At 56.1% G+C, this 13237-nt stretch carries 14 protein-coding genes; 11 read left to right on the forward strand and 3 right to left on the reverse strand.

Annotated elements, in window-relative coordinates; genetic code table 11:
- Window positions 1-24: 24 nt before the first annotated feature.
- The 11 genes from mutM to DFP98_RS13415 all read left to right on the forward strand — a co-directional run bounded on the left by mutM (window position 25) and on the right by DFP98_RS13415 (window position 9510).
- Window positions 25-843 carry a bifunctional DNA-formamidopyrimidine glycosylase/DNA-(apurinic or apyrimidinic site) lyase gene (mutM, locus tag DFP98_RS13365; RefSeq protein ID WP_116061099.1) on the forward strand — a complete coding sequence of 273 codons (819 nt, stop codon included), beginning with the start codon at window positions 25-27 and terminating at the stop codon, window positions 841-843.
- The gene (locus DFP98_RS13370; protein WP_116061100.1) at window positions 844-1686 is read left to right on the forward strand and encodes a deoxyribonuclease IV; all 843 of its coding nucleotides are present in this window, start codon (window positions 844-846) and stop codon (window positions 1684-1686) included. It begins immediately after the preceding gene.
- Window positions 1683-2027: a cyclic-phosphate processing receiver domain-containing protein gene (locus DFP98_RS13375; RefSeq protein ID WP_116061101.1), complete on the forward strand. Its 345-nt coding sequence runs from the start codon at window positions 1683-1685 to the stop codon at window positions 2025-2027. The genes DFP98_RS13370 and DFP98_RS13375 overlap by 4 nt, the downstream gene beginning before the upstream one ends.
- Window positions 2020-2340 carry a thioredoxin family protein gene (locus DFP98_RS13380; protein ID WP_246016521.1) on the forward strand — a complete coding sequence of 107 codons (321 nt, stop codon included), beginning with the start codon at window positions 2020-2022 and terminating at the stop codon, window positions 2338-2340. Before DFP98_RS13375 ends, DFP98_RS13380 begins: the two co-directional genes overlap by 8 nt.
- Window positions 2337-3116 (forward strand): ABC transporter ATP-binding protein, encoded by a 780-nt coding sequence (locus DFP98_RS13385; RefSeq protein ID WP_116061102.1) that lies wholly within the window; start codon window positions 2337-2339, stop codon window positions 3114-3116. Before DFP98_RS13380 ends, DFP98_RS13385 begins: the two co-directional genes overlap by 4 nt.
- A complete protein-coding gene (locus DFP98_RS13390; RefSeq protein ID WP_116061103.1) occupies window positions 3113-4135 on the forward strand; it encodes an SAM-dependent methyltransferase in 1023 nt (340 codons plus the stop codon). The genes DFP98_RS13385 and DFP98_RS13390 overlap by 4 nt, the downstream gene beginning before the upstream one ends.
- A 130-nt stretch (window positions 4136-4265) precedes the next feature.
- Window positions 4266-5870 carry a serine/threonine protein kinase gene (locus DFP98_RS13395; protein WP_116061104.1) on the forward strand — a complete coding sequence of 535 codons (1605 nt, stop codon included), beginning with the start codon at window positions 4266-4268 and terminating at the stop codon, window positions 5868-5870.
- 79 nt (window positions 5871-5949) lie between these two features.
- Window positions 5950-6651 carry a response regulator transcription factor gene (locus DFP98_RS13400; RefSeq protein ID WP_371822895.1) on the forward strand — a complete coding sequence of 234 codons (702 nt, stop codon included), beginning with the start codon at window positions 5950-5952 and terminating at the stop codon, window positions 6649-6651.
- Window positions 6648-8000 (forward strand): sensor histidine kinase, encoded by a 1353-nt coding sequence (locus DFP98_RS13405; RefSeq protein WP_116061105.1) that lies wholly within the window; start codon window positions 6648-6650, stop codon window positions 7998-8000. The genes DFP98_RS13400 and DFP98_RS13405 overlap by 4 nt, the downstream gene beginning before the upstream one ends.
- 188 nt (window positions 8001-8188) lie before the next feature.
- Entirely contained in the window at window positions 8189-8836 is a 648-nt protein-coding gene (locus DFP98_RS13410; protein ID WP_116061245.1) for a GNAT family N-acetyltransferase, read from the forward strand.
- A gap of 2 nt (window positions 8837-8838) precedes the next feature.
- Complete coding sequence (locus DFP98_RS13415; RefSeq protein WP_116061106.1) at window positions 8839-9510, forward strand: GNAT family N-acetyltransferase; 672 nt, start codon at window positions 8839-8841, stop codon at window positions 9508-9510.
- Here the strand turns inward: DFP98_RS13415 and DFP98_RS13420 are convergent.
- The 3 genes from DFP98_RS13420 to DFP98_RS13430 are packed head-to-tail and all read right to left on the reverse strand — an operon-like array spanning window position 9505 to window position 13189.
- Complete coding sequence (locus DFP98_RS13420; RefSeq protein ID WP_116061107.1) at window positions 9505-10674, reverse strand: Ger(x)C family spore germination protein; 1170 nt, start codon at window positions 10672-10674, stop codon at window positions 9505-9507. The two genes, DFP98_RS13415 and DFP98_RS13420, sit on opposite strands and share 6 nt — an antisense overlap.
- Before the next feature lie 14 nt (window positions 10675-10688).
- Window positions 10689-12116: a spore germination protein gene (locus tag DFP98_RS13425; RefSeq protein WP_116061108.1), complete on the reverse strand. Its 1428-nt coding sequence runs from the start codon at window positions 12114-12116 to the stop codon at window positions 10689-10691.
- Entirely contained in the window at window positions 12113-13189 is a 1077-nt protein-coding gene (locus DFP98_RS13430; RefSeq protein ID WP_181917669.1) for a GerAB/ArcD/ProY family transporter, read from the reverse strand. Before DFP98_RS13430 ends, DFP98_RS13425 begins: the two co-directional genes overlap by 4 nt.
- Window positions 13190-13237: the final 48 nt, after the last annotated feature.

The raw sequence follows: 13237 nt of genomic DNA on the forward strand, positions 1-13237 counted from the left end.
GAGCGGAAAGAAAGGAAGATCATCATGCCGGAGTATCCGGAAATGGAACATTACCGCACACAGCTTTCGTCGCTGCTCGGCGGCCGAAAAATCGTCAAGGCGACCGTAAATCGCGCCGAATCGGTCAACGAGCCCGTAGACGAATTCATTGCGGCGCTTGCCGGGCGCACCATTTTGTTTGTCGAACGCAGAGGCAAGCACTTGCTTTTCCATTTGGACGACGGCAACCGTTTGCTGCTTCATCTCATGCTGGGCGGATGGTTAGCCTATGGAACGGAGGGTCCTAAACCGGACAGCCATTTTCAAGTCATTTTGGCGTTCGACGACGATCATTCGCTTTATTTCGGAGGGCTGCGTCTTGGCTACCTGCACCGGATTTCGGCCAAAACGGCCCTTGAGCGCATGAAGGAGCTCGGTCCGGAGCCATTCGACCCGCGCCTGACGCTCGAAGCGTTCCGCAAGCTGGTCGGCTCCAAACGGAGCAAGCTAAAAACGGCGCTGACGGACCAGCACTTTATCGCCGGCATCGGCAACTGCTACAGCGACGAAATTTGCTTCGAAGCGAAACTTCATCCGGCGGTGGCCGCGAACAAGCTGAACGACGAGGAGGCAGAACGGCTGTATCGGGCCATGCACAAGGTACTGAACGAGGCGAAGGAGGCAGGCGGATACATGGAGCCTCCGTTGACGCCGGACGATCGGCTGACCGGCGGTTACAATGATCGCTGCCTCGTGTACGACCGTCCCGACGAGCCTTGCGACGTGTGCGGAACGCCGATTCGTCAAGAGACGCTTAGCGGGCGCAAAATGTTTTATTGTCCGAATTGCCAGCGGGAAGCTTAAATGAGCAGGGTCGGCAGCCATGTCAGCACGCGCCGCGGCTATCGCGCGGCGGCGGAACACGCGGCGGCGATCGGGGGAGACTGTTTTCAATATTTTCCGAAAAACCCAAGAACGCTTCAGCCGAAGGCGTTCGACCGCGGCGATGCCGAGAGGTGCGCCGTCTGGTGCCGGGAACGCGGCATCTTATCGATCGGGCACGGACCTTATCCCGTTAACCCCGCCTCCGAAGGGGAGGCGTCGCGGAGTATGGCACTATGCACGCTTAACGATTTGCAGATCGCGGAGGCTTGCGGCTCAATCGGCGTTGTCGTCCATTTCGGAACTTATAAGGGCGAGGACAGGTTGCAAGGCTACCGGAATGTTATACAATGGATCAATAGCGTAACTGCGCTCTGGCATGGCAAAGCGCAAATTTTACTCGAAAATCAGGCCGGAGATCACGGTCCGATGGGCACGACGCCGGAAGAGCTGACGCAAATTCGCTCGTTGGCCCAGCATCCCGACAAAATCGGTTTTTGCCTGGATACGTGTCATCTGTACGCTAGCGGCGAATGGAAGCAGGGCAGATGGGGGGCTTTCGCGGAGCGAGCCAGAGATTTGGGGCTTTGGGAGCATGTGCGAGCGGTTCATCTGAACGATTCTCTGCATGAATCGGGCTCGCGCAAGGATCGGCACGCGCCGATCGGGGAAGGCCGAATCGGCCAAGCGCAATTTGAGGAGTTGCTCGGCACGCCCGAGTTGCGGAACGTTCCGCTTATTATGGAGACGCCTGCGGGCACAGACGGCACGCATCGGGAGCAGGTGAAGCTGGTTAGACGATGGTCGGGGGAGGAAGAAGGATGATCAACGTTTATTTGGATGACATTCGGCCCTGTCCGCGCGGCTTTGTCGCGGCGCGTTCGGCGGAGGAGTGCCTGCTGCTGTTGACCGAATGCGAGGTCGATATTTTGTCGCTCGATTACGAGCTGGGCTTTGGCCAACCGAACGGTCTGGCGGTCGTGCATGGCCTGATTGCCGCGAACAAGTACCCTAAGCGAATTTTCGTTCATTCATCCAGCATGCTGGGACGGGCGAACATGGTGCGGGATTTGCGCGCGGCCAATCCGGCCGGCGTCGAAGTTCACGACGGGCCGATGCCGCCGTCCGTGCTTCGCGAAGCGGCTGAGGAGCGGCGGGATGCGTGACTGGGAGCCGGAGAGCTGGATGCGGGATTGGACATTCTCGCCGGCGCCCCTGGCTTTGTTCGTCCATACGCCGTTATGCGGCACCTGCCTAGCGGCGGGGCGCATGCTTACTGTGGCGACGGAGCTCGTGCCGGAGACGCCCGTTGCGCGGGCGAATTTGAACGCGATGCCCGAGATGGCCCAACTGCTCAAGATCGAGAGCGTGCCCTGCCTGATCATTAAGCGCAAGAGCGGCTCATGGAGCAAACATTATCGTTTCCCCTCCGTCGTGGAGCTGGTGGAACTGCTAAGGAAGGCGAGAGAGGACTTATGATTCATCTGCAAAATTTGACATTTCGGCGCGGGGAACGCGATATTCTCCGCGGCGTCGATCTGAAAGTTAATTCGGGCGAGCACTGGGCGATTCTCGGGCGCAACGGTTGCGGCAAATCGACGATTCTGGAAATCGTGACCGCTTATCAGTTCCCGACCTCGGGTACCGTCGACGTGCTCGGCAATCGTTATGGAACGATAGACGTGCGGGAGGTGCGCAGGCAGATCGGCTATATCAGTCCGGCTCTGATCGAGAAAATGGAGCTGGGCGATCCGCTGTGGGAGATCGTTGCGAGCGGTGCGTTCGCTTTCCTGCGTTTCTACGAGGAAGTGCCGCAGGAAGTGAAAGATAGAGCCTACGAGCAATTGAAGCGTGTCGGGCTGGGCGACTACGCCGAGCAGCCGTTTGGCACGTTATCGCAGGGGGAACGCAAGAAGGCGCTGCTCGCCCGCACGATGATGTCGTCTCCGCGTCTGCTCATTCTGGACGAGCCTTGCGCGGGTCTGGATCTGTACGAGCGCGAGAAGTTTCTGCAGTCGCTGACGGAGCTGGCCGAGAATGATGTTTCTCTTCTCTATGTCACGCATCATATCGAAGAGATTGTTCCCGTGATCACGCATGTGGCGCTGATGGCCGAAGGTTATTTCGTCTCCTCGGGCTTGAAGAAGGACGTGCTGACGCCGGAGAAGCTGAAGGAAGCCTACGATCTCCCTATCGATGTGCGCTGGTCGAACGATCGTCCGTGGATCGAAGTCCGGAAGGAGAACAACGCATGATCGCGTTCGTCTGCACGTCCAATCCGAGCTTCGCTCCTTACGCGATGGAGGAATTAAGACGGCGGTTTCAAGGCGCCAAGGTGTCCGGCCTCGCTCCGGGCGAGACGTTTATGTTCGCGATCGAGGAGCAGGAGCGGGAGCAGACGCTGAAGGAGCTTCGCCGCAAGGAGCCGGTGTTTCTGCGGCATCTGTTTCCGGTCGAAGCCGAGGGCGAAGCAAGCGGCGACCGGGAGGCGACAGCGGAGCTTATGAGAGCTTTCGCCGCCACACTCGGGGAACGGCTGAAGGGCGCGAAGGCGGCGATTCAAGTCCGCAAGGAGCAGAACAGTCCCTTCCCGTTCTCGTCGGCGGAAGGCCGGGATACGATCGTTCCGGTCGTGAACGGGTTTGGAGCCGAGGTCGTAGCTCGCGAGGCGGATTGGATCATTTCGATCTATGCGTCGAAGAAAAAGCTGTTCATGGGCTGCTCACGTCCTCGTGACAATTTGTCCGACTGGCCGGGCGGCGCCGTTCGTTTCCGTAAGGATGACAGCTTGATCTCGCGAGCGGCGTTTAAGCTGCTTGAGGCGGAAAAGGCGTTTAATCTGCCGCTGGACCGATTCTCCAACGCGCTTGATCTTGGGGCCGCTCCCGGAGGCTGGACGTCCGTGCTGTTGGAGCGCGGTCTTAAGGTAACGGCAGTCGATCCGGCCGAGATGGACGAGTCGCTTGTTATGAACCCGCATTTGCGCCATATTCGCCGCAATGCCGCAGAGGTGTCGTTCTCTCCGGGCTCGTTCGATTTGTTCGTTTGCGACATGAGCTGGGACCCGTATCATACTTGCCGGATCGTTTCGGAGTTGGCTCCGTCGATTAGCGCCGGAGGCTCGGGCATCATTACGTTGAAGCTTATGTACCGTAAGCCGCTGCAGACGATCGACGAGTTGACGGAGGAGTATGGCCGACTTTTCGATGTTCGTCAGGTGAAGCAGTTGTTTCACAACCGCGAAGAAGTTACAATATGGGTGAAGAGAAAATAAAATCCGCCATCGGGAAAGCATCCCGCATCCGGCCGCAGCCACGAACGATTATTCGTTCGCAGCTGCGGAACGAGATGCGGGTTATTTGCGTTAACCGGCTACACGCCCTAGAAGAGGAGAGAGGAAAAACATGGATAATTCGCAGATGCATGGTCTTGAGCTGGAGCCGGGCATGCTGTTTGGCGATCGCTATCGAATTGCGATGCCGATCGGCAGGGGAGGAATGGGGCGGGTTTACTTAGCCGAGGATACGAGGCTCGGAGGGAAGATGAGGGCGCTTAAGCTGACCCGGCCGCTGCCGGAGGAACGCAGGGCTTTCCTTCCGGAGGCGCAGCTGCTGAGCGAGCTGGATCACCCGCATTTGCCGGCCATCGTCGATTATTATCCTCCTGACGCAAGCGGCGTCGCATGCATCGTAATGGAGTACATTGCCGGCGATACGCTTGCCGAGCGCTTCGAACGGTACGGGCTGCGCCTCGGGTTTCCGCTCGTGCTCGATGTTCTGATCGACCTGACAAACGTGCTAACGTATTTGCATTCGCAGGCTCCCGCCGTCGTCTTCCGCGATCTGAAGCCCGCGAACGTGCTTCTGGGTCAGGGCGATAAGGCGATTTTGGTCGACTTCGGCATCGCCCGGCGCTATCGCGAGCATAAGACGAGCGACACGCTGCAGCTCGGTACTCCGGGCTTTGCCGCGCCGGAGCAGCTGCGGGGCGAACAGTCCGACGAGCGCACCGATCTGTACGGTTTAGGCGCATTAGCGTACTTCCTTCTGTCGGGCGGACGCTTCGCCATGCGCCATCGCGGCGCAATCGCCCAGGCGCTGCAGGAGGACGTTCCCGCCGATTTCTCTCTGTTGCTCGGACGGATGCTGGCGGCAGAGCAGGCGGACAGACCGCGTTCCGCGGATGAACTGCTCGAGGAGTTATCCCGGATCAAGCTGGAGCTTGTCGGCCTGGACGGCTTTTCGCCGTCCGCCGCGCAAGAGCAAGAACAGAGCCGGGCGGATACGCGAGTCATAGCGCTCGTCTCCGCGTATCCGGGAGCGGGAGCGACATTCGCGTCGTTGGCATTGTCGGCGACGCTCGGTAGCCAAAGCAAGGCGCACGCGCTCGTCGAGTGTCCCGGCGGCGATGCGGAGCTGTTCGCTCTGCTGAACGGGGAGAGGCGGATGCCGAAGAGCGCCGTATTCGCTCGCGCGGACGGGAGACAGGCGACCGTCCCCGCATGGCGAGAAGGCGCTGCCGCCTATTATCCGCTTCGTCCGGAGGAGGAGCCGGCCGTTAACCGCGAGCCGGGCAAGGAGCTGGGCAAGTGGATCAGGCGACTTGGCGTTCCGCTTGTGCTGCTTGACGTTTCCAGCCGCTGGGAGCATCCCGCGACGATGGATTATGTGCTGCGCACGGCCGATCTCGTCGCGCTCGTGGTCGACTGCTATCCGGCCAAATGGTCGCCGCGCAGACAGTCGGCCTGCGCGGAGCTGTTCGGACAGGCCGAACGCCGCGGTATTCGCAGCCTATGGATCGCAAACCGGGATCAGCCGTTCGACGATCGCTCCAGTTGGCTGGCCCTGTTTCCGGAAGCCCCTGCAGCCATCTTGCCTGAGCTCCCTTCCTCCCTCATGCTGAACGCGCTGTGGAGAGGAGAAGGTTTTCCGCGGGACGAGCGGACGGGTCGAACGATGCAACGGGCGCTGCGATCTGTGATGAGTCTTTTGTCCGAACGATCGCGTTGACAAACTGACGCCCTTCGACCTATTTTTATTCGCTTTGACAGGCGTGGTACAATAGGTTAGGAACAAACGCGAGGTGATGATGATGAATAATGAAAATATATTGATTATCGAGGATGAAGATTCGATTGCAAGAATTTTGCAACTTGAGCTGGAGCATGAAGGCTATGGCGTAGGAAGAGCGGCCGACGGGCGCAAAGGGCTGGAGATGGCCGTGTCCGGAGAATGGGATCTCGTGCTGCTCGACGTGATGCTGCCTGAGCTGAACGGCATCGAGGTGCTTCGTCGGCTGCGTCAGAACGACGCTGCCGTTCCGGTCATTTTGCTGACGGCCAGGGATACGGTTCCCGATAAGGTGAGCGGCTTCGAGCATGGGGCCAACGATTATATTACGAAGCCGTTCGCGATGGAGGAACTGCTGGCAAGAGTGCGGAATCTGCTGCGAATATTCAAAGCGTCCCGAGAGGGCGATAGCGAGGACGTAATCAAAATCGGCGATTTGACGATTGAGCTGCTGACGCGCAAAGTATATCGCAAGGATCATTCGATCGATCTGACGCCGCGGGAATTCGAGCTGTTGCTGTACTTGGCCCGCAATAAAAACGAAGAGAAGACGCGGGACGAAATTTTGTCCGATGTATGGGGCTACGAATATATCGGCGATACGAACGTCGTCGACGTCTACATTCGTTATTTGCGGCAGAAGATGGACAAGGGGTATCGTCATAAGCTGCTGCACACCGTTCGCGGCGTCGGCTATATGCTGAAGGAGCCGGATGCATGACCCTTAGATCCAGATTTACCTTATTTACGGTTTTCTGGTTGATTTTTATTTTGATTTTGTACAATATTTTCGTCTACTTCTTCGTGATTCGGGTCACGACGCGAGGAGAGCTGCAGCTTCTGGCCAGCAAGGCGGATCAGGTGATCGAGTCATTGCGCAAGCGAAGCATGCAGGGGCTTGACGAACCGAAGCTGCTCAGCGATCTTTATAACTACAACGAGATGATGAGAGTCGTCGTCGGCGAGCAGATTGTCAATAAAGTCGGGACGGACGAGGAGCTGCTCTCGATCCCTTCGCAGTTCCAGGTATACAACTACTCGGACACGATGCAGATCAACGGACAGCGCGTGCTGTTTCTATCCAAGCCGATATTTGATCAAGGACGGATGGTCGGCACGATAGAGGCGGCCCGCCGGTTGACGGTGCTGGACAGCTATTTACAAATTCTGGTCGGCGCTCTGACCGTCACGAGCATCGGCGCGGTCGTGTTCGCCATTTTCGGCACGTATTGGTTTACGTCCCGACTTACGGGGCCGATCGGCCAGATGGTGCAGACGATGCGCGAGATCGACCGAAGCGGCAAGCTGTACCGCGTCAAGCTGAACGGGCGGGAAGAATCGATTGAGCTGCAGCAGATGGTGCGGGCGTTTAACCAGATGATCGACCGGCTGGACCGGACGATCGAGAGCCAGAAGCATTTCGTCGCGGACGCCTCACACGAGCTAAAGACGCCGCTTACGGTTATTTCCAGCTACGCGGATATGCTGAAGCGCTGGGGCAGGGATAACGTAGAAGTCCGGGACGAAGCGATCGAAGCGATTGCCAGGGAAACGGAACGTTTGCAAAATCTGATTCGTTCCATGCTTACCCTCGCCGAAGCGGAGCAGGACAATTGGCTGAACGTATCGCGTTTTGACGTCGTGGGCATCGTCCGGGAGTTATCCGAAGTGCTCGGGACGACGTTCCATCGCAGCATTCGCGTGCATTCGGATCATCAGTTCGTGTACATGAAGGGAGATAAGGATAAGGTGCGGCAACTGCTGCTCATCCTAATCGATAACGCGCTGAAGTACAGCAAGGAGCCGATCGATGTGCGAATTCGCAATCAGAAGAGCGGCATCAAGCTGGAGGTGATCGATTACGGCATCGGCGTTCCCGAGAACGAGATCCCGAACATGTTTCAGCGCTTCTACCGGGTGGATGAAGCTCGACACCGATCAACCGGAGGCAGCGGCCTCGGTCTGTCGATTGCCAAGAAGATTATCGACGTTCACGAGGGCAGCGTAGAGGTATACAGCAAGCCGGGCAAGGGGACAACGGTATCGATCCAACTGCCCCGCAAAGTTTAAGAGGAAGTTCAACAGGAAGCGGATTCGACGTCGAATCTTGAACTCAGCCGGATCTAAAAATGGCTTGCTCGGCATTGTCGGATTCCGATACTATAGGAAGTAAGTAATGGGAACATAGTTTCAGCATTGTTTCGGCCCCCGTGTCCGGAACGGCTACGGGAGGTGCAGAGGTGCTAAAACTGGTGAACATGCCCGGCGAAGGCCGGATGCTGTCGCTGACCATTCGTAATTATGGAAGGGGGGACTTCGCGAATCTGATCGCGTTGCAGGCGAGGTGTTTTCCTCCGCCTTTTCCGTCCGAGCTGTGGTGGAACGAAGAGCAGCTGAACGAGCACGCAACCCGTTTTCCGGAAGGAGCGCTTTGCGCGGAGGTAGACGGAACGATCGTTGGCTCGATGACGGCTTTGCGAGTTACTGTGTCCGAAGACAGGCCTCACAATTGGGCCTCGATGACGGATAACGGTTACATTCGCAATCATGAGCCGGACGGAGATACGATTTACGTCGTCGATCTGTGCGTAGATCCGCACTATCGCAAGCTGGGGCTGGGGAAATGGCTGATGCAGTCGATGTTCGAGACGGTCGTTCATCTAGGCTGTCGCAGATTGCTCGGAGGAGGACGCATACCCGGCTACAAAGTCCATTCCGCCAATATGGGACCGGAGGAGTACGTTCGAAAAGTATGCGAAGGCGCGCTGAAAGATCCGGTGATCACCTTCATGCTTCGCTGCGGCAGATTGCCGGTAGGAGTCGCCGCCGAATACTTGGAAGACGAGCAATCCTTGAATTATGCGGCTTTGATGGAATGGCGAAATCCTTTTAAGACGGAGAGATGAATATGGAATATATCCGCGTTACATCGATAGAAGATCCCAATTTTGCGCAAATGCATCGTCTAATGAGCTCGATCTTCCCGCCAGAGGAAGTGCTCGCGTTCGAATTATGGAAGGAACCGCTCGAAGATCCGGGCATTCACGTCTATGTCGCGGTTCATAACGACAGCGTTGTCGGTGCGACGGAATACCGCTATTACCCGGATATGCGCGTTGCAATGACCGATTTTACGATTATCGGCACGGCCGGGCTGGGTATCGGACGTTTTCTGTACATCGAGAGATCCCGCGATCTCGAAAGGCTGCAGAAGGAGAGCGGCACGGAATCGATCGGCATGTTCGCGGAGATTTATCGGCCGCATTCGGTTTCCTCGCTGAAGTTCGGCAACGTGCTTCCGATGCATCCGGCCGTCAGACGCGAAGTGCTGTCTCATATCGGCTATCGGAGGCTTGATCTGAATTACGTTCACCCTTCGTGGGATCACGAGGGCAAAGCGGTATCCGAGCTTGATCTCGGGTTCTGTTCGGCCGAGGCGGCGCAGCATTCGCTGCCTTCCGACTTAATCGTTCGTTTCCTCCGGCAATACTATTCGGCGCTGCCGAACAAACCGAAGGAATGGGAAGAGATGATCCGCGAGCTGGAAGGAAGGGACGAGGTCGAACTGCTTCCGCTATGACTTCGGCGATTCGGCGATTCGTCCCTTGTATTTGCCGGAATGGATGATCATAGCCCGCACGCGAACCGAACCGAGCGCGGCGGAAGCGAAGCCCTCTCCGCGCAGGTAGGACTTCCAGTCGGAATGATGATATTTGAAGATCGGATAACCTAGGTTCAGAATGTCTGCGCCAATGTTTTTACCGGCGTCGTAAGTGGATCTTACGGTTTTCTCGACCTCTTGCTCCAGCAGCTGTCTCATTTTCGCTTCGTCGAGATTTTGCTGCATTTCATCAATGAAGGCTTTAACCTTGATGTCGAGGTTGAAGTTCAACCTTCCGTCCCGAACGGCGTAACGGACCTTAAATTTTTTCATGCGGACAACAAAGGTGATAACCGGATTTTCCTCATTTTCAATCGTAAGCGGTACCCGGAACATTTTTTCGTCCAGGTACCGTTTTCCTATTAATTGCTCTGTAGTCAACGTACCCAAGAAGTCGGTTCCCTTGAAGAAAAAGGCTCCGTCCATGATCAATAGCGAAATCGGTTTGCCGCCTTCGAGCCAACTTGAGGAATCAATCGTCAACCGCGGGATCATGGCGGTTTTGCCGCGCTCGTAAGTATCGGACAGGAAGCGGTATAAATAAACCGGCTTGATGTAAGAGAACTGTCTATACGACTCGTCGGGCTTCATCATTAACGAATCGTAAAGCGAACGATTGTAAAACGGAAACGCATTAAGCAGTCTCTCAATCGGTTCATCCGTTCCGAACAGCCACAGGTTGTAACGGATCTCCCGGTATCGGTTGATAAGATCCGTCAGATCGATGATGCCGACGTTGCGCAGCGCTCGTTTCGTGAATATGACCGTCTTGATGTGTCCCCAATATATCGGAAATTGCTCGGATTTGTACACCTTGAACATCGCGTCCGCAATCGATTTGCCTTTGCCGATCCCGACCACGTCATTCTGCTTGGCGCCGACGGGTGCGCCTTCGCGCCTAGCGATTTCGGAAAATTGCGCCGACTGGAGATAGACGACAAACTGCTCGTTCTCGTAGTCGATGCTCAGCGAGGTCAAATAGTTCATGCGGTCGATATTTTTGTAATCCCAGCATCCTGCGATCGTCATGGACGAGAGGGTAATCGTTAGCAGCGCGCAGAGCTTTAGCAGCAGTTTAGGCAAGCGAAATCATTCCTTTAAGATCGCTTTTTTAAGTATCGCGGAACGTAAGTGCCCAGCTTGCGGGGGAACATGAGCAGAGCTCTGCCGATATCTTTCGGCGTGATCGGGGCAAGCGGCGCGAGGAACGATACTCCGAACGAGTTGAGGCTGGTCAAGTATACGAGCAGGATAAGAACGGACAGCATAAAGCCGTACATTCCCAAGGTTGCGCTAATAAAAACCGACGAATAACGCAATATGCTCACAGTGCCGCTTAGCGTTTGACTCACGAGCGTTGATCCGGCGACGGTCGACATTGCGGCGATGACGACCATGGAAGGGGAGATCAGCCCGGCGCGAATTGCGGCATCTCCGATAATAAGGCCGCCGACGACGGTTAGCGTCTGTCCGATCATCGAGGGAAGACGGTATCCGGCTTCCTTAAATGTTTCAAGCAGCGTCAGCACCAGAAACATCTCCATCGGCGTGCTTAGCGGAATGCCGATTCTCGTCGTCACGATGGTCGCCAGCAAGGGAAACGGAATTTGATCCTGGTGGTAGCCGGTCAGCGCGATATAGAAGCCGGGAAGAAAAATAGCGACGAGCAGGCTGAACAGACGCAGCAGCTGCCCGAACGATGCGGACAGGAAATTAAAGTGCGTATCTTCGGGCGTCTTCAGCAGCATCAACAGCGAGATTGGCGCGATCATGGCGCCGGGCACTCCGTCGATGACGATCGCGAATCGCCCGCGCAGCACGCAGGAGGTGACGAAATCGGGTCTGCCGGTATAGATCGTCAGCGGAAAGAGGCTGAATGGAGTGTCCGAGATCAGCTCTTCAAGCTGCGTAGAGCTGATCAGTTCCTCGATTTGCCCCCCAAGCCGCTCCAGTCTCCCGCGAATATCGGCGAGCAGGGAGGGCGAGATTTTCTCCGAGTCGAAGATGAGGCCGACCTTGGTTGCCGTTTTTGTGCCGATGATATAAGTCTCGAACGACACGGTATGCACGGGCATATAACGTCTGAGCAAGCCGAAGTTCGTTTCTATCGATTCGACCAATCCATTCTTTGGTCCGCGGATCGATACCTCGATGTTTGTTTCCTCTGTTTGGCGCTCTGGGAATTGAGCCGCGTTAAAAGCGAAGAACATATTCAGTTGGGAAAAACCGATAATTACATTGCCCTTGAACAGCAGAGCATCCGTTGTCGAGGCGGAAAGCTCCTTAATAGGCCGCAGGCGGATCGAAGCGCGGTATTCGATATTCTCTGTCTTCTCCAGCCCGGTTTGGTGGTAAAGCTCGCGAATTTGCGGCAGCACCAGCCGATTAATCAGTTGAATGTCGCATAGCGACGGACAGAAAAACAAAGTTGCGCTAGTGCGATCCGGAAGAGGAACGAGATCGGAAATGACGTCCGCATTGTGGCGATATCGTGCCTTAAGCGTATCGAGGGCATCGGTAGTCATGATTGCGCTCCTTGTCGTTTTTTGGCGGGAATTTTGAAGAGGATTAGCAAAATCAGGCTCATGGCAAGCATCGTATAGAAGTCCGCCGGAAAATAAAAGTGAGTCAGCAAGGAGATGAAGCTGATGTCGCCGATCGGATAAAGAACGAGGCCGAGAATCGCCAGCGTCACGATCGGTAGCGCAAGCTTATGAAAATTGAAAAATTGAAAAATCAGCCATAAAGTAAAGCTTAATCGGACGAACGCTCCGCTCACCCATTGAAAGATCGACAGAAAGTCGACATGTTCGATAAAGGAGCCGATTTTGACGAGCCGCCATTGCTCAAACGCGGGATAACGCTGCAGCGAGCCTTCGACCGGTCCGAACTCCGCGATGCTGCCCAGCAAGGGGCCGAGCGTCAGGCCGGTTAGCAGAACCGCGAGCAGAAGCAGATGTCTCTTTTTGATCGATGTGGAAACATGATGTTGGACGAACAGCAGCAGCAAGAGTTCGACCAAGCCGGAGCCGGCGAACGGGATACCGCGGGAGAAAGCCGCCGCGTCGCGCTCGAATATCGGGAACAGCAAGCCATAGTCTTTGTGTGGCCAGTTGGCGATCATAACGAATTCTCCGAACACAACGATAAAGGGCAGTAGAATTCCGGCCGACAAGGCTACGGAGCGCAAACCTCGGGATGCGGTGTATGCGCACAGCAGCAAGAAGGACGCGGCCACGGCGTATTGGGGCGTAAATGGCAAATAGGAGGACGTTGTCCAAGTTGTCATGTCTTTGACTGTCACGGCGGCGGACAAAGTGAGCGCAACCGCAAACAAGCCGGCGATCGTCCGGGATACGACGGAGCCAAATCGTTCCTGGAGATAAGCAAGTGCGGCTTGTCGGTTAAGCGACTTGATCATTCGGGCGATCAGCAGGAAAAAGGGGACGAGAATCAGAAACGTGGCGAGGACCGAGATCCAGGCGTCTCTACCGGAAGCGTCGAGCAGCAACGGGATGACGAGCACATGGTTGACGAGACCGATCGATTGGATAAAGATAAAGCTGATCTGCAGCAGAGAGAAGGTCGGAGTTTTCAACGGGCGGCCTCCTTCAAGGGGATAAAACCTCCTTGTCATTGTTTGTCT

Source organism: Cohnella phaseoli (assembly GCF_003386235.1).
GTDB lineage: Bacteria > Bacillota > Bacilli > Paenibacillales > Paenibacillaceae > Cohnella > Cohnella phaseoli.